This window comes from Methylogaea oryzae (assembly GCF_019669985.1).
Taxonomy (GTDB): domain Bacteria; phylum Pseudomonadota; class Gammaproteobacteria; order Methylococcales; family Methylococcaceae; genus Methylogaea; species Methylogaea oryzae.
Map to the genome: position 1 here is coordinate 1841368 of NZ_AP019782.1, position 25783 is coordinate 1867150.

Here is a 25783-nt window from a genome sequence, read left to right on the forward strand (position 1 = left end):
CCGCGCCATGAGCTGGTTTTCCAAATTGATGCCGTCGAAGATCCGCACCGACGCTTTGACCAAAAGCACGGTGCCGGAAGGGTTGTGGACCAAGTGCCCGCAGTGCAACGCCATCCTCTACAAGGCCGAGGTCGAGCGCAACCTGGAGGTTTGCCCCAAGTGCGATCACCACATGCGCATCAACGCCCGCCAGCGCTTGCACCTGTTCCTGGATAAGGAGCAGCGCCAGGAACTGGGCGAGGAATTGGCGCCCACCGATCCGCTCAAATTCAAGGACAGCAAAAAATACAAGGACCGGTTGGTGCAGGCGCAGAAAGCCAGCGGCGAAAAAGACGCCCTCATCGTCGTGCGCGGCCGGTTGAAAGGCCAGCCCCTGGTGGCGGCGGCGTTCGACTTCCAATTCATGGCGGGTTCCATGGGCTCGGTGGTGGGCGAGCGCTTCGTGCGCGGCGCCAATATCTGCCTGGAGCAGAAGATTCCCTACGTGGTGTTCAGCGCCAGCGGCGGCGCCCGCATGCAGGAATCGCTGCTGTCGCTGTTCCAGATGGCAAAAACCAGCGCCGTGCTGGCGCGCATGGCCGATGCCGGCGTGCCGTTCATTTCGGTGATGACCGATCCCACGATGGGCGGCGTTTCCGCCAGTTTGGCCATGTTGGGCGATATCAACGTGGCCGAGCCCAACGCCTTGATCGGTTTCGCCGGCCCGCGCGTGATCGAACAGACCGTGCGGGAAAAACTGCCGGAAGGCTTCCAGCGCAGCGAGTTCCTGCAGGAGCACGGTGCGGTGGACATGATCATCGACCGTCGCGAAATGCGCGACAAACTGGCCGAGTTGCTGGGCATGCTCAGCTATAGCCGCGGCAAACCGCGCGGCGAGCGGGCCTTGCTCACCAGGGAAGACGCGGCGCACTCCTAACCCATGCGCTTCTCAACGCTGGCCGAGTGGCTGGCATGGCAGGAAACGCTGCATCCCAAACCCATCGACTTGGGCTTGCAGCGGGTCCGGCGCGTATACGACGCCCTGGGCAGCGGCGCGGCCCCTTTCACCATCACGGTGGGCGGCACCAACGGCAAGGGTTCCAGCGTAGCGCTGTTGAGCGCCATCTTGCGGGCGGCCGGCTACCGGGTGGGCACTTACACCTCGCCGCATTTGTTGCGCTACAACGAACGCATCCAAATCGACGGCGAACCGGTCGACGACGCGACCATCTGCGAGGCGTTCGGCCGGGTGGACGGCGCGCGTGGCGACACCAGCTTGAGTTATTTCGAGTTCGGCACGTTGACGGCGTTGGATATTTTCCGCCGCGCCGGCTTGGACGCGCAGATTTTGGAGGTGGGGCTGGGCGGCCGACTGGATGCGGTGAACATCATCGACGCGGACGCGGCGCTGGTGGCCAGCATCGACATCGACCACCAGGAATGGCTGGGCGACAGCCGCGACGCCATCGCCTTGGAAAAAGCCGGCATTTACCGGCGCGGCCACCCGGCGGTGCTGGGCGACCCCGAGGCGCCGCCGGCTTTGCTGTCTTATGTGGACGAACAGGGCATCGCGCTGCACCGCCAGGGGCGGGAGTTCGGTTATTCGATGGATGGCGCCGGCTGGAACTGGCGCGGCTCGACCGGCTCGTTGCGAGAGTTGCCGTTGCCGGCCATGCCCGGCAAGCACCAGCTGCTCAACGCCTCGGCGGTGCTGCAACTGCTGCAATTGGTGCAAACGCGTTTGCCGGTGGCGGAATCGGCGGTTAGGCGCGGCCTTGAGACCGTTCGCTTGGCGGGACGGTTCCAATTGATTCCCGGCGCGCCCGCTGTCCTGGCCGACGTGGCGCACAATCCCCAGGCGGCGCGGGTACTGGCCGAGTATTTGCGGGAGGCCTTCGGCGGACGCCGCGTGTTGGCCGTCTTCGCCATCATGCGCGACAAGGACGTCGCCGGGGTGGTGGGCGGCGTCGCCGATTTGGTGTCGGCGTGGTATCTTGCGCCGCTGGCCATGCCGAGGGCGGCCACGGCGGACGAGCTGCACCCGCTGTTGGCGGCCGCGACGGCGGCACCGATCCATGGAGGTTATGCCGACGTGGCCGAGGCTTTTAGGGCGGCGCGGCGGGATGCTCGCGCGGACGACTTGATCGTGGTGTTCGGATCCTTTTTTTTGGTGGCGGAGTTTTTGGCGCAAATGGCGTCGGGAGTTGAGGTAGCTCATGGATCAACAGTTAAAGACTAGGTTAATCGGCGTTACCATCGTTGTTTCTTTGGTCGTGATTTTCGTGCCGATGCTGTTCGAAGACAGCAGCGACCGGGAAGCGGCTAGTATCGGTGCCGCCAACGTACCCGAGTTCCCCCAAGAGTTGCAGTCCCAGGCTTTGCCGCTTCCTTCCTCCGCGCCGAAAATGGCGGCATTGCCGCCGGCGCCGGAACCCACGGCGATCCGCGAAGAACCGTTGGACCCGCTGGACGTTCCGAGCGGCGGCGGCGAGCCGACCGACGACATGGGCGTTTCGGCCGACGCTCAGGACGCGTTGATGCCGGAAAGCGCGCCCCGCGCCGGCCGCTCCGCGACAGCGCAGAACGCGCCGCCCAAGGTGAAGCCGTTGGTCAAGGAGGCGCCGTCCAAACCGACCGCGGCGGAACTGCTCAAACCGCTGGACAAACCGAAGCCCGCCCCCGTGGCGGAGCCGGCCCCGGCCAAGGCGCCCGTCGTGCCCGCGACGCCGGCGGCGGCTCCTGCGGCGGCGAAGCCCAAGGCGGCGGCGCCGGTCGCCGCCAAGCCGCCGGCGGCGGCCGATGCGAAGCCGGCCCCGACCGCTCCGGTCAAGATGTCGGCCTGGATCATCCAGGCCGGCAGCTTCGGCGACGAGGCCAACGCCAAGACTTTGCTGGTCAAGCTGCGCCAAGCCAATGTCGCCGCCTTCGTGGAGATGATCCCCAGCCCCAACGGCAACAGTTACCGGGTGCGCGTTGGGCCGGAGCTGGATCGGGCGCGGGCGGAAGCCACGCTGAAAAAAATGGAGACGGAGGCTGGCGTCAAAGGCATGATCGTTTCCTATCCGTGATGATTCGTCCCTTAAGCCTTGGGCTGAAACTTTGATCTGGATCGACTACGCCATCATCGGCTTGATCTCCCTGTCGGCCATCGTCGGCCTGATACGGGGATTCGTGCGGGAAGGTTTTTCCCTGGCTTTGTGGATCTTGGCCGGCTGGATTGGGTTGACCTTCAGCCGCGAGTTTTCCGTTTATTTGGAAGCCTCCATTTCCATGCCCTCGGCGCGCATCGCCGCGGCGTTCGGCATTCTGTTCGTCATGACTTTGGTGGTGGGCGGACTGGTGGGGTTCCTCGTATCCAAATTGGTTTCCGCGACCGGTTTCAGCGGCACCGACCGCTTGGCGGGATTGGTTTTCGGCGTCGCTCGCGGCGCGGTGATCGTTTCCGTATTGGTATTGCTGGCGGGGGTGACGCCGCTGCCGGAAGATCCTTGGTGGAAGGAGTCCCAACTGATTCCGCCGTTCCAGAAACTGGCCCTGTGGCTGCGCGGGCAGTTGCCCGCCGGCGTGGCCGGTTATGTAACCTACCGTTAATTTCTCTTTTCCTTTCGCTATTAGGGTAATCGCCTATGTGTGGCATTGCTGGCATCGTTTCCCATGACAATGTCAATCAGGAGCTGTACGAAGCTCTGACGGTATTGCAACATCGTGGCCAGGACGCCGCCGGTATCGTCACCTGCGAGGGTGGACGTTTGTACTTGCGCAAGGACAACGGCTTGGTGAGCGACGTGTTCCACACGCGCCACATGCTGCAATTGCAAGGCAATATGGGCATCGCCCACGTGCGTTATCCCACCGCCGGCTGCTCCAGCTCGGCGGAAGCGCAGCCGTTTTACGTCAACTCCCCCTACGGCATCACGCTCGCGCACAACGGCAATTTGACCAATGCCGACGAGTTGCGCCGCGCTTTGTTCGAGGAGGATCAGCGTCATTGCAACACGGGTTCCGACTCGGAAGTGCTGCTCAATGCTTTCGCCCACGAACTGCAGCAGGGTCACAAGTTGCGCCTGGAAGTGGACGACGTGTTCCAGGCGGTGTCCGCCGTGCACCGCCGCTGTAATGGCGCTTACGCCGCCTTGGCGATGATCACCGGCTTCGGCATTTTGGCGTTCCGCGACCCCCACGGCATTCGCCCGCTGGTCTACGGCGAACGGCAGTCGCCCAACGGCAAGGAATATATGTTCGCGTCCGAAAGCGTGGCTTTGGACGTGTTGGGCTTCAAGCTAGTGCGCGACGTGCGTCCGGGCGAGGCGATATTCATCGAGCGCAACGGCACGCTGCACAGCCGCCAGTGCGTGGAAGCGGCCACGTATGCGCCATGTATTTTCGAATACGTCTATTTCGCCCGCCCCGACTCCATCGTCGACAATATTTCGGTGTACAAGGCCCGTTTGCGCATGGGCGAGAAGTTGGCGCACAAGATTCTGCGTACCCTTCCGAACCACGACATCGACGTGGTCATCCCCATTCCCGACACCAGCCGCACCTCTGCGTTGCAGTTGGCCAATACGCTGGGCGTCAAATATCGCGAAGGCTTCGTGAAAAATCGCTATATCGGCCGGACTTTCATCATGCCGGGCCAGCAGATGCGGGCGAAAAACGTGCGGCGCAAGCTCAACGCCATCGACCTGGAGTTCAAGGACAAAACGGTGCTGCTGGTGGACGATTCCATCGTGCGCGGGACGACCTCGACGCAGATCATCCAAATGGCCCGCGACGCCGGCGCGAAAAAAGTCTACTTCGCTTCGGCCTCGCCGCCGGTGCGTTTCCCCAACGTCTACGGCATCGACATGCCGGCGGCGGAGGAGCTGGTGGCCCACGGTCGCAGCGACGACGAAGTGCAGCGCGAACTGGGCGCCGATTGGCTGGTTTACCAGGATCTGGACGACCTGATCCGCGCCGTGCAAAAAGGCAACCCGGATGTCGTACGGTTCGATACGTCCTGCTTCAATGGCGACTATGTGACCGGCGACATTACCGAGGAGTACCTGGCGGCGCAGAGCTGCAAGCGTTCCGACGGCGCCAAGGGCCAGGACGCGCGGCTCAGCTCCATACTCGATCTCAACAATGCGGTGTAAACGGGGGTAACAGGGCAGTGGACGAGCTAGACTGGCAACAATACGCCGTTGAAACCCAGGCCATCCGCGCAGGGCAGCACCGCACGCCGGAACAGGAACACAGCGATCCCATCTTCGCCACCTCCAGTTACGTGTTCGGCAGCGCGGCGGAAGCGGCGGCGCGCTTCACCGGCCAAATTCCCGGCAACATCTATTCCCGCTTCACCAACCCCACGGTGCGCGCCTTCGAGGAACGCCTGGCCGTGTTGGAAGGCGGCGAGCGCTGCATCGCCGTCGCCTCCGGCATGGCGGCCATCGCCGCCGTGGGATTCAGCTTGCTGAAGGCCGGCGATCATGTGGTTTGCTCGCGGGGCGTGTTCGGCAACACGACCATTTTCTTCCAGAACTTCCTCGCCAAATTCGGCGTGGAGACCAGCTATGTCGGGTTGACCGACTATGCCGGTTGGGAGCAAGCCATTCGCCCCAGCACGCGCTTCCTGTTCCTGGAAACGCCGTCCAATCCCCTGACGGAAATCGCCGACGTTCGCCGCCTGGCCGACCTGGCCCATGCCAAGGGGGCGTTGCTGATCGTCGACAATTGCTTTTGCACGCCGGCCTTGCAGCGGCCGCTGGCCTTGGGGGCGGATATCGTCATTCACTCGGCCACCAAATACCTGGACGGCCAAGGCCGCTGCGTCGGCGGCGCCGTGGTGGGCGGCAACGAGTTGCTGGACAAAACCGTTTACCCCTATTTGCGCACCGTCGGTCCCAGCATGAGCCCGTTCAACGCCTGGGTATTCCTGAAAGGCATGGAGACTCTGTCCTTGCGCATGAAAGCCCATTGCGGCAATGCGCTGGAGCTGGCGCGCTGGCTGGAACGGCAGCCGGCGGTAAAGCGAGTTCATTATCCCGGGCTGGCCAGCCATCCGCAGCACGAATTGGCCCAGCGCCAGCAGGCCGGCGGCGGCGGCATCGTCAGCTTCGAATTGGCGGGGGGCAAGGATGCGGCGTGGAAGCTGATCGACTCCACCCGGATGTTGTCCATCACCGCCAACCTGGGCGACGTGAAAACCACCATCACCCATCCGGCCACCACCACCCACGGCCGTCTTTCGCCGGAGGACAGGGCCAACGCCGGCATCGCCGACGGATTGGTGCGCATCGCCGTCGGTCTGGAAAATATCGACGACATCATCGGCGACTTGCGGCGCGGACTGCCGGAGTGACGCCTCCGGGCGGTGCCGCGTCGGCGCCGCCCGTATCGCTCTCCGGTTTCGACGGCTTGACGGCGCTTAGGATTTTTTAGCGGCGTCGCGGCTCGAGGCTTGGCGGCGTTGCCGCGCCTTCCGCTTGCCGTCTTTCGCCTTATCCGCCGGCTTCGACGCGGCCGCCGCCGCACGGGCCGGCTTCGGCGTCGGGAGGGCCGGCGCAGCCGCCGCGGCGACCTTGGCCGGGGCGGGCGGAGCCGCAGCAGCAGCCGGTTTTGCCGCGTTGCTCATCAGGCTTTGCCGCAACTTCGCCATTTGCTGTTCGAGCCGCGCCAGGTAGGAGCGGTTGTCGTCGCTTTCCTGCTGCGCTTCTTCCGCCAGCTTCAGCGCCTTCTGGGCCGCCGTCGCCTCCATTTTTTCCCGCATGGCGGCTTCGGCGGCGGATTGGGGCGGCCGATTCTCCTGGGGGCCGAGCAGTTTGAGCGAGGCTTCGGGGCGGGGCTGAGCCGACGGCGGGTTGCCGGGTTTCGCCGGGTTGGGCCGCATGGGCAGATTCAATACCGCGCCCAGTTTGATGGCGTTTCTTTGACCGTTGACGAAAGCCTGCGGGTTGGCGTCGTGCAGGAGGGCGATGGCTTGGGTCAAAGGGATACGCTGATCCTTGCTTACCCGCTTGGCGATGGTCCACAGCGAGTCGCCGTGTTTCACCGGCCCGTAGCGGCGGGTAGGGACGGCCGTTTGCGGAGCCGCCGCCGTGCTGACGGCGTTGTTGCGTTGCGGCGACGGCGGATCCAGCACCACGTTGAATTTACGCAGCAGCGTGCCCTTGGGGCTTTCCAATTGCAGCAGCAATGTCAGGTAGGTTTCTTTTACCGCGTGTTCCGAGCTGATTCGCAATACCGGCCGGCCGTTTTTTTCGGCCAGCTCGAAGCGGAAATCCGATAAATAGGCGGGGCGCGGAATTTTCGCCTCGGCGAACGCCTCCGGGGAGCCGAGACCCGCGCGCAGGTTTTTCGCCGATTCGCCGGCTTCCAGAGCGAGGGGGATCTCCGCTTCGAAACGCCGGTCGAGGGCTGAGCGGACTTCCATTTCCCCCACATTCAGCGCGTGGGCGGCCATTGGGGCGAGCAGCCCCAGCGCGGCCGAGGCGTATTTCAGCGGTTTTGGCATCGCTCGCCCTCTTGTCGTTTGGTGTTGTCGCCGCAGCGCCGGCGGAAAGGGTTGAGATTAGGGCAGGGCGACCAAGGGTTGCGGTTGCCAAGCCGGATGCCTGTAATCCGCCACCACCGTGGTGTAAATGCCGCCGCGCACGTTGAACTTCGCCGTGACGCGCATGTAGCGCGGTTGGGTGGCGTAAACCAGGTCGGCGAGGATCTGGTTGGTGACCGCTTCGTGGAAAGCGCCTTCATCGCGGTAGGACCAGATGTACATCTTGAGGGATTTCAGTTCCACGCAACGGGCGTCCGGCACGTATTCCAGCAGGATGGTGGCGAAATCCGGCTGGCCGGTCTTGGGGCAAAGACAGGTGAATTCCGGCATGTCGATGCGGATGGTGTAGTCGCGTTCCGGCTGCGGGTTGTCGAAAACTTCCAGTTCTTTGCTGGGTTGGGTGGACATAAATTCTATCGTCGAGGATTGATTGGTGATCCCGCCATTTTAGCGGATTTTGCGCGGGACATGGCTTAATCCGCCCCGCTTCGGGCACAGCCGGGGCGACTTCGGTATAATGGCCGTACCGAACTCCCGCCATCGTCCTTGCCCGAACCCGCCATGCGCTCCTTCATTTTCCCGGTCCACGCCGCCTAAGCGATACCCCCATGCGGCTGGAAAAAGTCAAACTCGCCGGATTCAAGTCCTTCGTCGATCCCACGGTGCTGCCCCTGCCCAGCAATCTGGTGGGCATCGTCGGGCCGAACGGTTGCGGCAAGTCGAATCTCATCGACGCGGTGCGCTGGGTGATGGGCGAAAGCTCGGCCAAGCATTTGCGCGGCGAGTCCATGAGCGACGTGGTGTTCAACGGCTCGTCCACCCGCAAACCGGTGAGCATGGCCTCGGTGGAACTGGTGTTCGACAACAGCGAGGGCGATGCGCCGGGCGAATTCGCCGATTACGCGCAGATTTCCGTCAAGCGCCAGGTGACGCGGGACGGCCAGTCGGCCTATTTCCTCAACAACACCCGCTGCCGCCGCAAGGACATCACCGACATCTTCCTCGGCACCGGCCTCGGCCCGCGCAGCTACGCCATCATCGAGCAGGGCACCATTTCCCGCCTCATCGAGGCCAAGCCGGAGGAAATGCGCGGCTTCATCGAGGAGGCCGCCGGCATCTCCAAATACAAGGAGCGGCGCCACGAGACCGAAATCCGCATGCGCCACACGCGGGAAAACCTGGACCGTCTCAACGATCTGCGCGAAGAAATCACCAAGCAGCTGGCCAATCTGCAACGCCAGGCCAACAAGGCGGAAAAATACCTGGCACTGCGCGACGAGGAGCGCCGCTACCGCCGCGAACTGTTGGCGCTGCGCTGGCGGCAATACGATCAAGCTTGCCAAGCGCAGCAGCAAACCATCGCCGGTTATGTGGAGGAGTTGTCGCAGCAAGGGGAAACCGGCCGCGAACTGGACCTGTCGCAGGAATTGCGCCGCAAGGAACACGCCCAGTTGCAGCACGGGTTGGAACGCACCCAGGGGCGCTTTTACGGCATCAGCGCCGACATCAGCCGTTTGGAGCAATCCATCCGCGGGACCGAGCAGAGTCGCGCCGAAATGCAGCGGGAGCTGCAACGGCTGGAGGCCGAATCGGAAAAAGCCGCCCGCGATCTGGCCGACGACCAGGGCCAGATGGAAAACGTGCGGGAGGAATTGCTGCGCTTGGAGCTGGAATGCCGCGAAGCGGAGGCCCGCGAGGAGGAGGCCAACGGCCTGCGCGAAGACGCCGCGCGCCATCACCAGGAAAGCCAGCACCGGCGCGATGCCGCCAAGGGCGAGTCGGCCCGCCACGGCCAGCAGGCGGAAGTGCAACGCACCCGTCTGCGCCATTTGGGGGACGACGCCGGCCGCTTGCAATCCCGCCGGCAGCGCCTGGAGGCGGAACGGGGCGAGCTGGCCGCCAACCTGGACCAGGAAGGTCTGGAGGAGTTGCAGCAGGAAGTGGCCGAGTTGGAACTGCGCCGCGCCGATGCGCGGGAGGCGATCCAGGAGCTGGAGGAGACCTTGCAGAACGGCCGCGCGCAGCTCAAGGCCATGCGCGACGAACTGCACGCCGCCCGCAACGAATTGCAGCAAGTCAACGGCCGCGTGGCCTCCCAGGAAACCTTGCAGCAACACGCCATGGGCAAGGATAACGGGCCGTTGCAGCGCTGGCTGGAGCAATCCGGCTTGGCCGCCGCGCCGCGTTTGGCGGAGTGCCTGGAGGTTCGGCCCGGCTGGGAAACCGCCGTGGAAAAAGTGCTGGATCGCCATTTGCAAGCCGTATGCGTCGACGATTTCGGCGGCGCCGTTTCCCACCTGGAACAACTGCAGGGGCAGTCCTTGGCGTTGGTGGCGACCGCGGCGCCCGCCCAGTCCGCCGCTGCTCGGTCGGCCTCGAGCTTGGCGGAACAGGTGACGTCGCCCTGGGCGCTGGAAGGGCTGTTGGGTAGCGTTTATTGCGCGCCGGACCTGGCCGCGGCGGAAGCCATGGCGGAAAAACTCGCCAGCCACGAGTCGGTGATCACCCCGGACGGCGTGCGCCTTGGCGACCGTTGGCTGTTGGTGCAGCGGGAAAAGGACGAGCGCAGCGGCGTATTGCAGCGAGAAAAAGAATTACGCGCCCTGCGCGAACGGCAGCAAGCCTTGAACGGCTGTTGCGCCGAATGCGAAACGCGCATCGCCGAGTTGGAGCAGACCCGCCGCGACCAGGAAACGCGCCGGGGCGAGTTGCAGCAAAGCGAACAAGCGCTGGCGTCCACCCTGAACAAACGCTCCTCCGAACTGGCGGCGGCCCGCATTCGCCTGGAACAGGCGCAAAAACGCCTGCGCCAGCTGGACGAGGAACTGGCGGAAATCACGGAAGCCCAGCGCCACAACGGCGAGGAAAAAGCCGAGGCGGAACTGATGCTGGCCCAGGCGGAGGAAGGGTTGGCGGAACATCAGGCGCGGTTGGCCAGCGCCGAGAACGAGGTCAACGCGGCCCGCGACCAATTGCAGGCGGCGGAGCAGCAATCGCGCTCGGCGCGGGAGACGCTGCACGCCTTGCGCGCCCGGCGCGGCACGCTGACCTCGTCGCAAGAACTTACCGCCAAGCACCTGGAGCGCTTGCGCGAGCATAGCCGCCAAGCGGCCGAACGCATCACCGAGCTGCGCCAGCGCCTGGAGGGCAGCGAAGCGCCCATGCGCGACGAACGGGAGCAACTGGCCGAGCTCAAGGAGCAGCGCGCCGCGGTGGAGGCGGAACTGGCGCAATCCCGGCGCGCCCTGGAGGAGGCTGACGCGCAGTTGCGCAAGCTGGCAGAACAGCGCAGCCGGGTGGAGCAAGACAGCAGCCGCTTGCGGGAAAAGCTGGAGAAAGCCCGGGTGGAAGTGCAATCCATCCTGGTGCGCCGCCAAACCCAGCAGGAGCAGCTGGCCGAGGCGGACGAGAATCTGGAAACGGTGCTGGAACAACTGACCGAAGAGGCGGAAGAGGGCCGTTGGCAGGCCCGTTTGACGGCGTTGCAGGAGGATATCCAGCGGCTGGGCGCCATCAACCTGACGGCGGTGGAGGAGCACCAGGCGCAAAGCGAGCGGGCCGCGTTCCTGGAGCAGCAGTACGTGGACCTGAGCGAGTCCCTGGCGACCCTGGAAGAGGCCATCGAAAAAATCGACCAGGAGTGCCGCAGCCGTTTCAAGGAGACCTTCGACAAGGTCAACGCCGGCATGCAGAAAAAGTTTCCCACGCTGTTCGGCGGCGGCACCGCCTATCTGGAATTACACGACCAGGATTTGCTCAACAGCGGCGTCACCATCATGGCCAGGCCGCCCGGTAAGCGAAACAGCTCCATTCATCTGCTGTCGGGTGGCGAAAAGGCGCTGACGGCGGTAGCCTTGGTGTTTTCCATCTTCGAATTGAACCCGGCGCCGTTCTGTTTGCTGGACGAAGTGGACGCTCCTTTGGACGAAGCCAACGTGGGACGCTTTTCACGATTGGTCAAAGAAATGTCTGAAGCGGTACAATTCATTTTCATTACCCATAACAAGGGTGCCATGGAGATCGCCGAACAGTTGGCCGGCGTCACCATGAAAGAACCGGGCGTGTCCCGTATTGTTGCGGTCGACATAGATAAAGCGGTGGAGCTGGCGGGGGCTTGAGGATCACGAATGGATAGAACCACGGTTCGGATCATATTATCGATAATCGGCGTTTTGGTGATCGTCGGCGTTTACCTGTGGGATCGCTACCACGAAAAAATTCGCGCCTGGTGGGGCGATATGCTGAGCGGACGCGATTACGTGGACGAGTTCGGCGGCGAAGACGAGGCGGCTTACGACGACTATTTGGACGACGAGGACGTGCCCCCGGCGCAGGGCGCTGGCCATTCCGCTTGGAACAGTGCCGCCGCGCCGACGGCCAGGCCGATTCGCCCCAAGATGGTGGCTCCGGCGGTGGTGCAGTTGAGCGTGGTGGCGGCCGAGGAAGGTTTCTTCTCCGGCAGCGAGCTGATGGATGCCTTCCATTACGTGGGACTGCGCTACGGCGATATGGGCATTTTTCACTTGTACGACGACAGCAACGCCATCCATTTCAGCGTCGCCAGCATCGTCGAGCCCGGCACTTTCCCCGTCAACAATATGACGGACTTCCGCTGTCCCGGCGTGGTGTTGTTTTTCCAAGTCGACCAAGTCGCCGAGCCGCTGGAAACCTTCGACAGGCTGGTGTCCTGCTGCCACGAACTGGCGATCCGCTTGAACGGCGTGGAATGGGACGCCGATCGCGAACCGTTGACCACCGGAAGCATCGCGGCGCTGCGCAACGCTTTGGCTTGAGGCGTTCGGTGTCCGTCCCCCAGGACGCGGCGGATCGCGCCGCGGCGTTGCGCGAGCAACTCGATTTCCACAATCGCCAGTATTATCAACTCGACGCGCCGCTGATCAGCGACGCCGAATACGATGCCCTGCTGCGCGAACTGCAAGCGCTGGAAGGGCGATACCCCCAGCTGATTTGCCCCGAATCCCCCACCCAGCGGGTCGGCGCGGCGCCGTTGGACGCCTTCGCGGCCGTGGCCCACGAAGTGCCGATGTTGTCGTTGGACAACGCTTTCGACGACGAGGAATTGGCCGCCTTCGACCGGCGGCTGCGCGAGCGTTTGGGCGTGGATAGCGTGGAATACGCCGCTGAGCCCAAGCTGGACGGCCTGGCGGTGAGCCTGGTCTACGAGTCCGGCCTGCTGGCGCGCGCCGCTACCCGCGGCGACGGCTACACCGGCGAGAACATCACCGCCAACGTGCGCACCATCCGCGGCATACCCCTCAAGCTGCTGGGCGCGGGCTGGCCGCAGCGCTTCGAAGTGCGCGGCGAAGTGTTCATGCCGAAGAAGGGCTTCGAGGCCCTCAACGCCCGTGCCCAGCAAAACGGCGAAAAGGTGTTCGTCAATCCGCGCAATGCCGCCGCCGGCAGCCTGCGCCAGCTCGACCCCGGCGTAACGGCCAGCCGCCCCCTGCGCTTTTATTGCTACGGCCACGGCGTTTTCCCGGCCGAGGCTTTGCCTTCCCGTCACCACGAGCTGATGGAACTGTTCGGTCGTTGGGGTTTGCCCGTATCGCCGGAATTGCGGGTGGTGGAGGGCGTGGAGGCCTGCCACGAAACATACCGCCGCCTGCAATCCAAGCGTCCCGACCTGGATTACGACATCGACGGCGTTGTGTTCAAATGCAACCGCTTCGATTGGCAGGAGCTCGCCGGCTTCGTGGCGCGTGCGCCGCGCTGGGCCGTCGCCCGCAAATTTCCGGCGGAGGAGGCCACCACCCGCGTCGTCGCCATCGACGTGCAAGTGGGGCGCACGGGCGCCCTGACGCCCGTGGCGCGGCTGGAGCCGGTGTTCGTCGGCGGCGTCACCGTCACCAACGCCACGCTGCACAACGCCGACGAAGTTCAACGCAAGGACGTCAGGGTAGGGGATACCGTGGTGGTCAGCCGTGCCGGCGACGTGATTCCCAAGGTGGATCGCGTGTTGCTGGAAGCGCGGCCGGCCGACGCGCAGCCTTTCGTCATGCCGGATCGCTGCCCCGTTTGCGATTCGGGGGTGGTGGCGGTCGAGGGCGAGGCGATATTGCGCTGCGGCGGCGGTCTGTACTGTCCGGCGCAACACAAGGAGTCGGTCAAACATTTCGCCAGCCGTCGCGCCATGGACATCGACGGGCTGGGCGATAAGCTGGTGGATCAGTTGTTGGACCAGGGCCGCATCAAGACCGTGGCCGATCTTTACCTCCTTGCCGTGGAGGATCTGGCCAGCTTGGAGCGCATGGGGGAAAAGTCGGCGGAGAACCTCGTTCGCGCCATCGAGAAAAGCAAGCGCACGACTTTGGCGCGTTTCCTCTACGCCCTGGGAATCCGCGAGGTGGGCGAGGCCACGGCGCAAACCTTGGCGGGCCATTTCCACACGTTGGACGCCCTGATGGCGGCGGACGAGGCCGCGCTGCAGACGGCGCCGGACGTGGGGCCGGCCGTGGCGGGACAAATCGTGGCGTTTTTCGCCCAAGCGCACAATCGCGAAGTGATCGCCGCCTTGCGCGCGGCCGGCGTGCATTGGACGGAAGGGGTGCCGGAGGGCGTGGGCGAGCGGCCGTTGCTGGGCCAGATCTTCGTCTTGACCGGCACGCTGGAGTCCATGACCCGCGACGAGGCCAAGGATAAGCTGCTGGCCTTGGGAGCCAAGGTGGCCGGCAGCGTTTCGAAAAAAACCAATTACGTCGTGGCCGGCAGCGAGGCCGGTTCCAAGCTGGTCAAGGCCGAAGCGCTGGGCGTCGAAATACTGAGCGAGACGGCGTTCTTGGCGTTATTAGCTCGCTGAAGCCAGGGCCGCTTCGGCCATGATGGCGTCCCGTTGCAGCAAGAATGCGTCGATGGCGGCGGCCAAGCGATTGCAGGCGGCTTGCTCGCCGATTTTGACTTGGGCGATGAGCAGGCGTTCCAGGGTATCCGCAGCCGCTTTGATGTCGTTCAAATCGAAATAGGCGGCGGAGCCGTGCAGCTTGTGGGCCGATTCCAAGGCTTTTTCCCGCTGGCCGCTATCCAGGGCCTGCATTATCAACGCCATTTGCCGGGGCAGTTCTTCCATCAGCCGGGTGAGCAGCAATTGGGCTAGGGCGACGCTGCCGTTGGCGCGCCGCAGCAGGCAGGGCCAGGTGCCGGGTTGCGCTGCGGCGGCCTGGTTGGCGGCCGACATGGCTTCCGGATAGAAAACCGCCAGTGTTTGCGCCAGTTCGTCCATTTCCAACGGCTTGTACAAGACGCCGTTGAAACCTTCGACTTTCAGCGTCTCGCGATCCGAACCGCAGGTTTGCGCCGTCAGGGCGATGACCGGCACGTCCCGATTGGCTCCGTCCGTGGCTCGCAGGCGACGTATCGTTTCCCTGCCGCCGAGCACCGGCATGTGCAAGTCCATCAAAACGAGTTTGTAAGGGGAGGCCGTCAAGGCGAGCAAGGCTTCCTCGCCGTTGCAGACGGTTTCCACCGCGAAGCCGAACTCCTCCAGCTGGAGGCGCACCAGGTCGCGATTCAAGGGGTTATCGTCGACTACCAATATGCGGAGCGCTTGAGGGTACATGAGTCCTTTCGTATGAGCCGTGTTTGCATAGCCTGCGGCAGCGCTCGAGCCGGGAGGCCGGGCAGGGCCTGGCCGCATGGCGGGGACGCCGCTTTCTTCGCTGGGAGCGAAGGATCATATGATAACAAATCGCCGTCGCGGTTCGATCGCGTTGTTGCGGTTCCGAGCGGCGGCGGGGCGATGCCGCGTTATTCTTTCACTCCTCCCAGCATCAGGCCGTCGATGTAGTACTTCTGCAGCAACAAAAACATCAGCAGCACCGGGGCGATGGTCAACACCGAACCCGCCATCATCATTTCCGTATCCTGGGCGTGTTCGCCCATGAGGTTCGCCAGCGCCACCGGCAGGGTGTACAAGTCCTGGTCGGCCAGCAGGATCAGCGGCCACATGAAGTCGTTCCAACAGCCAAGGAATGTGAAAATCGCCAAGGTCACCAGAATGGGTTTGAGCAGCGGCAACACGACCGACCAATAAATGCGGAATTCGCCGGCGCCGTCGACCCGGGCCGCGTCCAGCAGGCTGTTGGGGATGGACAGCGCGTATTGGCGGATGAGGAATATGCCGAAAATACTGGCCATGCCGGGCACGATCAAGCCGCCGTAACTATTCACCAGTCCGAATTGCTTGAGCATGAGGAACAAAGGCAGCATGGCGATTTGGGCCGGCAGCACCATGGACGCCACCAGGGCCTGGAATATCCATTCCCGGCCGGGAAATCTCAATTTGGCGAAGGCATAGCCGGCCATGGAGTTGAGCAGCAGCGACAGCGCTGTCACCGCCAGGGCGACTCCGACGCTGTTGAGCACATAGCGCCCCAATTTCAGGCGCTCGAACAACACCTTGTAGTGTTCCAGCGTCGGGCTGTCCGGCAGCAGCGGCGGCGGAATCTGGGTGGAGTCCATGGCCGGCATCAAGGACACGGACAGCATCCACAACAAGGGAAACAACGTCAACGCGGCGCCCAGCAGCAGGGCGCCGTTGACCAGCAGGGTTTGCATCCAGCGCCACATCAGGTTCGCCTCAAGCGCAATTGCAGCCAGGTGCCGGCCAGGATCAGCACGAACAGTACCACCGCCACCGCCGCCGCGAAGCCCATGTTCCACCATTTGAAGCCTTCCTGGAACATGAGCAGCACCACGCTCAGAGTGGCGTTGCTGGGACCCCCCTGGGTCATCACGTAAGGTTCGCCGAACAGCTGGAAATAGCCGATCAGCGTCACCACGGTCACGAACAAAAAAGTGGGCGCCAGCAGGGGGAGGGTGATGTGGCGGAATTGCTGCCATTCGCCGGCGCCGTCGAGGGCGGCGGCCTCATAAAGGCGCGAGGGAATATTCTGCAGGCCGGCGACGAAAATGATCATGTTGAAGCCGAAGTTTTTCCAAATGGCCAGCAGCATGATGGCCGGCATGGCCCAGTCGGGATCGCCCAGCCAGTCGATCGGAGACACGCCGAACCAGCTCAGGGCGTAATTGAGAAAGCCGTAGCGAGGATGGTACAAATAACGCCACACCACCGCCATGGCTACCAAGGTCGTCACCACCGGCAAGAACAGCGCCGAGCGGAACAGCGGCTTGCAGCAAGCCAGCGGATGGTTCACCAGCAAGGCTGCGATCAAGGACACCGCCAGGGAGAGGGGGCCGCCCACCGCCACGAAATACAGCGTGTTTTTCAGCGCGGTCCAGAACAGCGGCGCTTCCAGCAATCGCCGGTAGTTTTCCAAGCCCACGTAGCGGGATTGTTGCGCATCCGCCAGGGCATAGATATCGAAATCCGTTACGCTCAGCAACAGCCCGACCAGCACCGGCAGAAAAAAGAACAGCACGATCAGCGCCAGCGCCGGCGCCACGAACCAAAACGCGACGCGGCGCTGGGCTAGATTGTCCTGTTGGGGACTGGAATACGGCACGAAAAAAACTCTTAACTAAACCAAGCGCCAGGATACGGAAGCCGGCGACAAAGGCAAGCGGCGTTGGGCGATAAATCGTCCGGTGGCCGGTAGCGCTGCCGATGTATTTCCCCGGGCTGGCGTGCGAACGCCTATAATCGCCCGCAAGGCCTGCGCCGGGCAATGATCCCGCCTTTCCCCATCCCATCCGCGCTGCCGCGCGGCCTCCCACCGGAACCTCCCGATCCGATTCTGCGCCTTGCTCTCGCGTAAGGCCGCCTACTCACCGAGGTGAACGATTTGGCAAAACCTAACTACCAGTATGAAAAACGTCAGAAAGATATCGCCAAAAAAGCCAAGCAGGAGGAAAAACGCCTGCGCAAGCTGAACAAAGGCGCGGCGGAGGGCGAGTCGGGCGCCGAGCCTTCCGCTCTCGTCGATGTTGTTGAGGACGAGGCCCAGCCGCCCCACTAGGCGGATCGGCGCGGCAGCGGCGCACATCGGGAACGTCCTCGATCACGGATCACGTCCCGCCGCTGGGACGGCCTTTCCTGCGGGCCGGCGGCCCGCTGATTCCATACCCATGCCGATTGCCGTGGAGCGCCGTTCAGGGTACGGTTGCGGCGATCGCTCCGGAGATTGGCAATGAAAGACTACCTATACGAACACGCCGCGCGGTTGTTCAAGATTTTGCTGGTACACCTTGACCGTATCCTGGCTATTTGGGGGAGACATATTGCCCATGGCATTTTGAGCGCCTCGGTTCGGTTGCGCGCTTATGCCGCGCGCCGTTTGCGGCAGCTGACCGATGCGGTGCGGGCGCGCATGGGCTGGACGCCGCCACGGGGAAGAAGGGCCCGCGCGGAACGGCAGCCGTGATCCGGCGTCGCCCGCCGCCCGGGCCGGGTTGAATTCTCGCTGTCTGTTTTTCCCTGAGCGGCGCCGTCATACAATTGGCCCACGCCATCGGTTGGGCGTTTGTTTAGAGGAGCGTCATCATGCTGCAAGTGGAAATACTGCCCGTCCTCGACGACAACTATATCTTCGTGTTGCACGATGCCGCCAGCGGCGCCACGGCCGTGGTGGATCCGGCGGAAGCGGAGCCGGTGCTGGCGTTCCTGCAGCGGAAAGGCTGGCGCTTAGACTATGTGCTCAATACCCACCATCATTGGGATCACGTCGGCGGCAACTTGGAACTGCACGGGGCGACCGGTTGCCGTATCGCCGGCGCGCGGGCGGATAAAGACCGCATCCCGGGTCTGGATACGTTTCTGGCGGAAGGCGACCGGTTGGCCTTGGGCGACAACGTGATCGAGGTGCTGGAAGTGCCGGGCCATACGCGGGCGCATTTGGCTTATTGGCTGCCCCAGGCCAAGCGCCTGTTCTGCGGCGATACCCTGTTCGGCTTGGGCTGCGGCCGGCTGTTCGAGGGCAGCGCCGAACAAATGTGGGCGTCGCTGCAAAAATTGGCCGCATTGCCCGGGGAAACCTTGGTCTATTGTGCGCACGAGTACACCCAGGCCAACGGCCGTTTCGCCCGGACGGTGGAACCGGGCAACGGCGCTTTGGCGGAGCGGTTGCGCCGCGTCGCGGAGCTGCGCGACAGGAACGAGTCAACCGTGCCTTCCACGCTGGCCGAGGAGGTCGCGACCAATCCGTTCCTTCGTCCCTCCAGCGCGGAAATCCGCGCAACGCTCGGCTTGGAGCGGGCGGCGGATTTGCAGGTGTTCGTTGCTCTGCGTTGCCGCAAGGACAGCTTCAAGGCGTAATCGGCCGCGCGTCGGAAAATCGCGGGGCGCCTTGAAATTCGGCGATCGAGGGCCATATCCCTGATCATCACCATTTCGATTCCTTGGGAGAGCGTGTGGACATCGTCATGTATGTGCTGTTTTTGGCCGTGGGTTTCGCCGGCGGCGTGCTGGCCAGCCAGGCGGCGCTGACTCGCCGCCTGGACCAGCGCGAGGCGCTTAAAGGTCCGAAGGCGGAGTTGCCGCAAATCGCCGTCAACGTGAACGTCAGCGAAGAACTGGTGGCCCGTTATCTCGCCGCCTACAATCTGGTGGCGATTCCGCGCGACGCGCTGAAAGGCTTGGAAGACTCGTTGCAAACCCGCCATTAGAGGACGGGGCCGCACGCGGCGCGCTGCGCGCCCGATCATTCATGGGAACATAAAAAGGGGAGAGACTCCGCCGTGTCGCTAGCTAATGTCAAGGGAGTGGGCAAATCCACTCAGGCCGTTTTGGCGGATCATGGGATTTTTTCCGTGGAGGAGTTGGCGGCGGCCGACACGGAGCGTTTGGCGAAAATTCCCGGCTTCAGCAAGGCCAAGGCCCAGCGCATCGTGCTGGCGGCCAAGGCCCTGGTCGGCAATTTGGCCAAAGCGCGATTCTCCCGCAGCCTGCAATCGGATGCCGACAGCCACCCCGCGGCCGGCGCGCCCATCTCTCTGACCTCTCCCGAGTTGTACATCAACCGGGAAATGAGCTTGCTCGAGTTCAACTACCGCGTCTTGGCCCAGGCGGAGGACGTCGGCACGCCGTTGTTGGAGCGGCTCAACTTTCTTTGCATCTCCTGTTCCAACATGGACGAGTTTTTCGAGGTGCGCGTGGCCAGCGTGCTGCAAAAGGCCGACTTGGGATCCACCCAATCGGAAACCGACAACCTTTCGCCCCATGAATTGCTGCCGGTGATCGGCGCCCGCGCCCACGAGCTGGTGGCGGAACAGTACCGCGTGCTCAATCAGGTGATCCTGCCGGCCCTGGAGAATGAGGGCATTAGGTTTATTCGGCGGGGCGAGTGGAACGACGCGCAGTTGGCTTGGCTGAAAAGCTACTTCGACGAGGAACTGCAGCCCATCCTCAGCCCCATCGGCTTGGACTCGGCTCACCCGTTTCCGCGCATCCTCAACAAAAGCCTCAACTTCATCGTCTCCCTGGGCGGCAAGGACGCCTTCGGCCGCAACATCGACACCGCCATCCTGCAAGCGCCGCGCGCGTTGCCGCGCATCGTGCAGTTGCCGCGCGAAGTGTCCGGCGGCCCGCACGATTTCGTATTCCTCTCCTCCATCATCCACGCCTTCGCCGACGAACTGTTCCAGGGCATGAAGGTGAAGGGATGCTGGCAGTTCCGCGTGACACGCAACAGCGAACTGTATTTGGACGAAGAAGCCACCGACGACTTGCTGATGGCGGTGGAGGGCGAGCTGGCGACGCGCAATTACGGCGACGAAGTGCGCCTGGAAGTGGCGGCCAATTGCCCCGACGATATGGTCGATTACCTGCAAGAGCAGTTCAATATGACCCGCGACCGTCTCTACCGCGTGGACGGTCCGGTCAATCTCAGCCGGCTGCGGGCCATCTACGACCTGGTGGATCGTCCGGATTTGAAATATCCGTCTTTCGTGCCCGGCTGCCCTAGCCAGTTATTGTCCAGCGGCGATATTTTCCAGGCCTTGCGGCGGCGCGACATCTTGCTGCACCACCCTTACGAATCGTTCACCCCGGTGGTGGAGATGATCCGCCAGGCGGCGATCGATCCCGACGTGTTGGCGATCAAGCAAACGCTCTACCGCACCGGTCCCAACTCCGCCATCGTCGACGCCCTGGCCGCCGCCGCCCGCAACGGCAAGGAGGTGACGGTGGTGATCGAGCTGCTGGCCCGTTTCGACGAGCAAGCCAATATTTCCCTGGCGAACCGCCTGCAGGAAGCGGGCGCGCAAGTGGTGTACGGCATCGTCGGGTACAAGACCCACGCCAAAATGCTGTTGATCCTGCGCCGCGAGCAAAAGCAGCTGCGTTATTACGTGCATTTGGGCACCGGCAACTACCACCCGAGCACCGCCAAGTTTTACACCGACTACGGCTTGTTCAGCGCCGATCCGGAACTGGGGGAAGAGGTGCGCAAGGTATTCGTGCAGCTCACCAGCCTCGGACGCATGAGCAAGCTGCACAAGCTTTACCAATCGCCTTTCACCCTGCATAAAGCCTTGCTGGACAAAATCGAGCGGGAGGCCGAACACGCCGCCGCCGGGCGGCCGGCGCGCATCGTCATCAAAGTCAATTCGGTGGTGGAGCCGTTGTTGATCCAGGCGCTATATCGGGCGTCCATGGCCGGCGTCGACATCAAGCTGATCGTGCGCGGCGTGTGCTGCCTGCGGCCTGGCGTGGCCGGCGTGTCGGAGCGCATCGAAGTGCGCTCCATCGTCGGCCGTTTCCTGGAGCATAGCCGGGTGTTCAGTTTCGAAAACGGCGGCGAGCCGGAGGTGTATCTGGCCAGCGCCGATCTCATGGATCGCAATATGTTCCGTCGCGTGGAAGTCTGTTTCCCGGTGCAGTCTAAAAAGCTCCAAACGCGCATTCGTGGCGATCTGGAGTTTTACCTGAAAGACGATAGCCAGGCGTGGCTGCTCCAAGCGGACGGCAGCTATCGGCGCCTGGCGCCGCAGGAAGGGCAGGGCTTCCAGGCGCAGACGGCGCTGCTGGAAGCGTTGAAGAAATAATCGAGCCAGGCCGCCCGTTCGCGCCCGGCGGCCCGCCGATGACTAGAAACCTTCGAAATCGGTATCCTCATCGCTGCCTTCCAAATTGTCCGAAGCCTTATTTAGTGGACCTTGTTTGATGTTGTTCCCATAGAGAACGGCCCGAAAGTTCACCTTGTCGTTGTCATCGGCTTGGTCCAACGCATTTCTCATTGGGTTTTCGAAATCCTTGCGATACGGTCCGTTGTTGACTCCGCCGTCTTGGGCGAACACGTTATCCTTGTCGCCACCGTCGCCACCGTTCTGTTGCGCAAGTATGTGGCCGGCTTGTCCGGTAATGTAGTTATTGTTGGTCATGGGCATGGCAAGGACTGTGTCTCCAACCTTGGCATCCGCTTTGTATTTTCTTACGCCATTCCACCCTTTGTTTTTCGCGGGCGCGCCACCTGTGAAATCCTTTGCTTTACCTTCCGCCGTTATCACCACTCTTTTTTTCTCCTGTTCCTCGACATAGACGGTGGCTTTGCGTTGCAACGGGCCGAGTCTCATGGGTACATTCTGGACTGATAAAGAACCGGTTCTCTCGGTGGGCGGGGATTTCAACTGCATGGCATTCGCGCCCATCACATCGGCTTCTTGCTCCAAGCCGGCATCATCGTTCACATGCACATTGTCCTTCAATTGCAGCGTCGGCTTCACACGTCCCTGTTTTTGCTGCACCACATGCCAAGCTTCATGGGGTAGGTGTTTTTCTTGTCCAGGCGCTAAATGAATGTCCGTTCCTTGCGTATAAGCATGTGCTTGCAATTGAGCAGGTTTATCGGAGTTGCGATGCACCTTTACATCGTCCAATGACATCCCGGATAGATTTTCCATTCCTGTTTTCAGGTTGTCAGGCAAACCCGTGTTGTTTTCCATTTTTTGGATGGGCTGCTGGGTTAAATGGTGGGTAGCCATGGCTTGCAGCTGAGCGGCTCGTCTCGCTTGATGGCTATTGTTCGCCATTTCTTGCAGTTTTCTTTGCGCAATTGCTTCGGGTCTATTATCTGCGAACTGAAAGGCGGCTTTGCCGCCGCCTTTTGTTGGATTGGTATTGTTGGCAATTGAATGATTTTTGATGTTATGGGTTTTGTCGGCGCGAGTATTCATGATTTACTTTCCTGATGTTTTGTTTGGTGCCTATAACATGCGTGGAAGCTTCGCGGAGCGCAATGGATGGGGAAGTCATGTATACGTCCGACCGCACAATGCTCGGGCTACCTGATCATAAGGTGGCGTAGAGTATGAGACGCAAAGCCGGCAAAAAAACAACGTCTATAACTCAGGCCTTATTGTCCATAGCCCGAGAAGTGCGGGTAACTGGCTCCAGTCAACATCTCCGGTACTGAATAGTCTACGCCAGGTAAGTTGTCCCAGCTTGGATCGCCTTCCTTGGTCTGCATCATATTGGCCCAATGAAATAAGTAGTTGCTGCCGGTAGCCGCTACCATTTGCATTTGGAAAGTCCATTGGTCATCTACCTTGGTTATGTGACCAAATCCGGTAATCACGGTATCGTTAACAAGCCGGTCGCCAATAAAAGTAATTTGTACCTGTCCTCCTGCGGTTACCGTGCCAACCAGCTTCACTTGTCGTGGCTTATTGTTGGTGTCGTCTGGATCGCGGATTATGGCGGAGGAAACCCCAAAAAAATATCCATTTTTATAGTTTGATATATGCCATACGGTTTGATCGATCTGCCAGTTCAACAAGTTGTCACCAGGGGAGAACTGCAGGGCGGGCAGATCCGGTGGAGTAACATACCAATAGGTGTCGGCAAGAAAATCCCAAGTGCTGCGATTTGTTTCGGACATACTTGTCTCCTTAAGTGGCGGGATTGATATTGCGGGCGGTAAATAATGAAAAAAGTGAAAATGGAGGTCGCCGGCGGTGCGCCGATAGGCGCAGCGTCCGGTGGACCGCAAGGTTAGACCACATGTGGGTTAGGTCAATTACGCGAACGGAACATGTGGTCTAACTACATCTAGACGACATATTTGTCGCTTAATACGGGGCGGTATGTCGTATGATCCGGCCGCGGACGTGCTAAGTCACGGAAATCAAAGGGAATACTATCCATGGACACCCCGTCGTTTGAGGGAAAATCAACATCCGGTAAGCCGGCCCGCCTCCTTGGCCGCGTAGTGGAGCGCACCTGCGTGAACACTCTTCGCGTCCAACCGAGGAAGCCTACGTTCACTGGATTAAACGCTTCATTGTGTTCCATGGCAAGCGCCATCTGGCCGAAATGGGCGGCGCGGAGGTGGAAGCTTTTTTATCGGCGCTGGCTGTCGAACGCAACGTCGCCGCCAGTACTCAGCATCTTGCGTTCTCGGCCGGCCATTCTTTTTCTTTATAAGGAAGTGCTGCTGATCGAGTTACTCTGGCTGGACAATATTGTTCGTGCAAAGAAACCCCGCCGTTTGCCCACGGTGTTGTCGTGCGACGAAGTGCACAGGCTGTTGGCGCACACGGAAGGAACGCCCTACTGGCGGTGCGGCTGTTATTCGGTACCGGTATGCGGTTACGGGAAGGGCTGCGATTGCGCGTGAAGGACGCGGATTTCGACCGGTGGGAGATTCTGATACGCAGAACCGTGCAGGAATTGCTCGGCCACAAGGACGCGAGCACGACGATGATTTACACCCACGTGTTGATGAACCCGGGGCGGACAAGGGATAGAGTCCGCTGGATACGATGTGAATTCGTCTCGCGGCGGCGTTTTCTCAGCAATAGCTCAACTTGATGCCCGCTTCGGCCAGATAGGCCGCTTCCTGGGCCAAGTCCGCCTCCGTCAGCGGGTGCTGCAGCAGCCAATCGGGCGGGAAGCGCAATACGGCGCCCATTTCGTTGGCGTCCAGGCTTAGCGGCGGCAGGGGATCTCCGTGACGGCCGCGGTGCAGTACGACCGCGAGGCGCAACAGCCAAGCCAGCGTCGGCGCTTGTCGGTTCCAGGGCGCCACCAAGTCCTTGAACAGTTTGCTCGGGAATTTGCGGCGATGGGACTGGACCAGGGTCGCCAGCAGCTTTTGATCCTGCTGGGAGAAGCCGGGCAAGTCGGCGTTTTCTATGATGTAGGCGCCGTGCTTGTGGTATTGGTGGTGGGCGATGTCCAAGCCGATTTCGTGCAAGCGCGCCGCCCAATCCAGCCACTGCAGGGCCTCTTCTTCGTCCGCTAGGCCGCCGCTGAACTGGGTTTGCGGCAGGAAACGGCGCAGGGTGTCGGTGATGCGCTCGGCATGGGCGTCGTCCGCGTGGAAACGCTTGGCGAGATCGGCGACGCTTTGCGCTCGCACGTCCTCGTGGCGGAAGCGGCCCAGCAGGTCGTAAATCAAACCTTCCCGCAGCGCGCCGTCGGACACGATCATGCGCTCGATTTTCAAGGTCTGGAAGGTGGCGTACAAAATGGCCAGTCCGCCGGGGAACACCGGGGCCCGCTGCGGGTTCAGGTCGGGCAGGCGCAGCTTATCCACGTGCCCGGCGGCGATAACCGCCTCCACCAGCTTTTCTAAGGCGGAGGGAGTGATGCCTTGATTGCTCCAGCCTAGGCTGGAAATCAGCTTGTTGACCGCCCGCAAGGTACCCGAAGCGCCGATGGCTTCCTGCCAGCGGCCGTTGTGCAATTGCATGGCGCAGGGTTCCAGTTCCTGTTGCGCGGCGATGACGGCGCGCTTGAACGCCTTGGCGCTGATCTTGCCGTCGGCGAAAAAGCGGTTGGTCATGGACACGCAGCCCATGTCGAGGCTTTCCTTGAAACGGGTTTGCATGCTTTCGCCGATGATGTATTCGGTGCTGCCGCCGCCGATGTCCATGACCATGCGGGTTTTGTCGTCGAAGGCCAGGCTGCGGGCCACTCCCAGGTAGATCAAGCGGGCTTCTTCGATGCCGGAGACGATTTCGATGGGATGGCCCAGGGCCTGCTCGGCTTTGGCGAGAAAGGCTTCCGCGTCGCTGGTGGTGCGCAAGGTTTTGGTGCCGACGGCGCGGACGCTGCCGTGCGGCAGATCCCTGACCCGTTGCCCGAAGCGCTCCAGGCATTCCAGCGCGCGCTGTTGCGCCGCTTCGGTCAGTTTTCCCGACTTCGTCAGGCCGGCGCCGAGCCGCACCATTTCGCGCAGGCGGTCCTGGGTTTGCAACTGGCCGTCGCGCCAGTTGGCGATGAGCATGTGGAAGCTGTTGGAGCCGAGATCGACCGCGGCGACGGTTTGCGGGGTTTTGCTTTTAGGCACGGGTAGGCGATTCCAAATCGTTTAAGCCGCGGGGGGGCGGCGGCGACGGTTGCGGCCAACGCGACAACGG

The 25783-nt window shown here is 62.2% G+C and carries 23 protein-coding genes; 15 read left to right on the forward strand and 8 right to left on the reverse strand.

Annotation, left to right across the window (positions count from 1 at the left end):
- Window positions 1–7: 7 nt before the first annotated feature.
- The 6 genes from accD to K5607_RS08365 are packed head-to-tail and all read left to right on the forward strand — an operon-like array spanning window position 8 to window position 6319.
- Window positions 8–916, forward strand: a complete 909-nt coding sequence (accD, locus tag K5607_RS08340) for an acetyl-CoA carboxylase, carboxyltransferase subunit beta (protein ID WP_221048786.1) — start codon at window positions 8–10, stop codon at window positions 914–916.
- A 3-nt stretch (window positions 917–919) separates the two neighbouring features.
- A complete protein-coding gene (gene folC, locus K5607_RS08345; RefSeq protein ID WP_221048787.1) occupies window positions 920–2218 on the forward strand; it encodes a bifunctional tetrahydrofolate synthase/dihydrofolate synthase in 1299 nt (432 codons plus the stop codon).
- Window positions 2196–3047: an SPOR domain-containing protein gene (locus K5607_RS08350; RefSeq protein WP_221048788.1), complete on the forward strand. Its 852-nt coding sequence runs from the start codon at window positions 2196–2198 to the stop codon at window positions 3045–3047. The genes folC and K5607_RS08350 overlap by 23 nt, the downstream gene beginning before the upstream one ends.
- Before the next feature lie 31 nt (window positions 3048–3078).
- Window positions 3079–3570 carry a CvpA family protein gene (locus tag K5607_RS08355; RefSeq protein ID WP_221048789.1) on the forward strand — a complete coding sequence of 164 codons (492 nt, stop codon included), beginning with the start codon at window positions 3079–3081 and terminating at the stop codon, window positions 3568–3570.
- Window positions 3571–3605: 35 nt separating this feature from the next.
- Entirely contained in the window at window positions 3606–5114 is a 1509-nt protein-coding gene (gene purF, locus K5607_RS08360) for an amidophosphoribosyltransferase (protein ID WP_054774396.1), read from the forward strand.
- A gap of 17 nt (window positions 5115–5131) precedes the next feature.
- On the forward strand, window positions 5132–6319 hold the full coding sequence (locus tag K5607_RS08365; protein WP_221048790.1) for an O-succinylhomoserine sulfhydrylase: 1188 nt from the start codon (window positions 5132–5134) through the stop codon (window positions 6317–6319).
- A gap of 66 nt (window positions 6320–6385) precedes the next feature.
- Here K5607_RS08365 and K5607_RS08370 read toward each other — a convergent pair whose 3' ends face one another.
- Window positions 6386–7471 carry a type IV pilus assembly protein FimV gene (locus tag K5607_RS08370; RefSeq protein ID WP_221048791.1) on the reverse strand — a complete coding sequence of 362 codons (1086 nt, stop codon included), beginning with the start codon at window positions 7469–7471 and terminating at the stop codon, window positions 6386–6388.
- 57 nt (window positions 7472–7528) lie between these two features.
- Window positions 7529–7918, reverse strand: coding sequence for a preQ(1) synthase (gene queF / locus K5607_RS08375; RefSeq protein WP_054774615.1), 390 nt, complete (start codon window positions 7916–7918; stop codon window positions 7529–7531).
- Between the two features lie 200 nt (window positions 7919–8118).
- Between queF and smc the strand changes: the two genes are divergently transcribed.
- Genes smc through ligA form a run of 3 tightly spaced genes read left to right on the forward strand, consistent with a single transcriptional unit; the run spans window position 8119 to window position 14327 of the window.
- Window positions 8119–11628, forward strand: coding sequence for a chromosome segregation protein SMC (gene smc, locus K5607_RS08380; RefSeq protein WP_221048792.1), 3510 nt, complete (start codon window positions 8119–8121; stop codon window positions 11626–11628).
- Window positions 11629–11637: 9 nt separating this feature from the next.
- On the forward strand, window positions 11638–12303 hold the full coding sequence (locus K5607_RS08385; RefSeq protein WP_054773583.1) for a cell division protein ZipA: 666 nt from the start codon (window positions 11638–11640) through the stop codon (window positions 12301–12303).
- Between the two features lie 8 nt (window positions 12304–12311).
- Entirely contained in the window at window positions 12312–14327 is a 2016-nt protein-coding gene (gene ligA / locus K5607_RS08390; RefSeq protein WP_221048793.1) for an NAD-dependent DNA ligase LigA, read from the forward strand.
- Here ligA and K5607_RS08395 read toward each other — a convergent pair.
- From K5607_RS08395 to K5607_RS08405, 3 genes are all read right to left on the reverse strand, one after another.
- Entirely contained in the window at window positions 14316–15161 is an 846-nt protein-coding gene (locus K5607_RS08395; protein WP_082411512.1) for a response regulator, read from the reverse strand. The two genes, ligA and K5607_RS08395, sit on opposite strands and share 12 nt — an antisense overlap.
- Window positions 15162–15271: 110 nt before the next feature.
- Window positions 15272–16093, reverse strand: coding sequence for a carbohydrate ABC transporter permease (locus K5607_RS08400; RefSeq protein WP_054773581.1), 822 nt, complete (start codon window positions 16091–16093; stop codon window positions 15272–15274).
- Entirely contained in the window at window positions 16093–16989 is an 897-nt protein-coding gene (locus K5607_RS08405; protein ID WP_054773580.1) for a carbohydrate ABC transporter permease, read from the reverse strand. Before K5607_RS08405 ends, K5607_RS08400 begins: the two co-directional genes overlap by 1 nt.
- Before the next feature lie 279 nt (window positions 16990–17268).
- On the opposite strand from K5607_RS08405, the gene K5607_RS08410 reads away from it, so the two are divergent.
- The 5 genes from K5607_RS08410 (at window position 17269) to ppk1 (ending at window position 21466) form a co-directional block, all read left to right on the forward strand.
- A complete protein-coding gene (locus K5607_RS08410; protein ID WP_221048794.1) occupies window positions 17269–17442 on the forward strand; it encodes a hypothetical protein in 174 nt (57 codons plus the stop codon).
- Between the two features lie 171 nt (window positions 17443–17613).
- Window positions 17614–17847, forward strand: coding sequence for a hypothetical protein (locus K5607_RS08415; protein WP_221048795.1), 234 nt, complete (start codon window positions 17614–17616; stop codon window positions 17845–17847).
- Between the two features lie 119 nt (window positions 17848–17966).
- Window positions 17967–18737 carry a hydroxyacylglutathione hydrolase gene (gene gloB, locus K5607_RS08420; RefSeq protein WP_221048796.1) on the forward strand — a complete coding sequence of 257 codons (771 nt, stop codon included), beginning with the start codon at window positions 17967–17969 and terminating at the stop codon, window positions 18735–18737.
- A 95-nt stretch (window positions 18738–18832) separates the two neighbouring features.
- Window positions 18833–19087: a hypothetical protein gene (locus tag K5607_RS08425; protein WP_054772497.1), complete on the forward strand. Its 255-nt coding sequence runs from the start codon at window positions 18833–18835 to the stop codon at window positions 19085–19087.
- 72 nt (window positions 19088–19159) lie between these two features.
- Window positions 19160–21466 (forward strand): polyphosphate kinase 1, encoded by a 2307-nt coding sequence (gene ppk1 / locus K5607_RS08430; RefSeq protein WP_221048797.1) that lies wholly within the window; start codon window positions 19160–19162, stop codon window positions 21464–21466.
- A 42-nt stretch (window positions 21467–21508) separates the two neighbouring features.
- On the opposite strand, the gene K5607_RS08435 is transcribed toward ppk1, so the two are convergent.
- Together K5607_RS08435 and K5607_RS08440 are read right to left on the reverse strand one after the other, a co-directional pair.
- Window positions 21509–22594 carry an eCIS core domain-containing protein gene (locus K5607_RS08435; protein ID WP_082411276.1) on the reverse strand — a complete coding sequence of 362 codons (1086 nt, stop codon included), beginning with the start codon at window positions 22592–22594 and terminating at the stop codon, window positions 21509–21511.
- Between the two features lie 179 nt (window positions 22595–22773).
- A complete protein-coding gene (locus K5607_RS08440) occupies window positions 22774–23298 on the reverse strand; it encodes a hypothetical protein (protein ID WP_054772496.1) in 525 nt (174 codons plus the stop codon).
- A 341-nt stretch (window positions 23299–23639) separates the two neighbouring features.
- Here K5607_RS08440 and K5607_RS08445 point away from each other — a divergent pair, with 341 nt between their 5' ends.
- Complete coding sequence (locus K5607_RS08445) at window positions 23640–23843, forward strand: site-specific integrase (protein WP_217994799.1); 204 nt, start codon at window positions 23640–23642, stop codon at window positions 23841–23843.
- 367 nt (window positions 23844–24210) lie between these two features.
- Here K5607_RS08445 and ppx read toward each other — a convergent pair whose 3' ends face one another.
- Window positions 24211–25713, reverse strand: coding sequence for an exopolyphosphatase (ppx, locus tag K5607_RS08450; protein ID WP_221048798.1), 1503 nt, complete (start codon window positions 25711–25713; stop codon window positions 24211–24213).
- Between the last annotated feature and the right edge of the window lie 70 nt (window positions 25714–25783).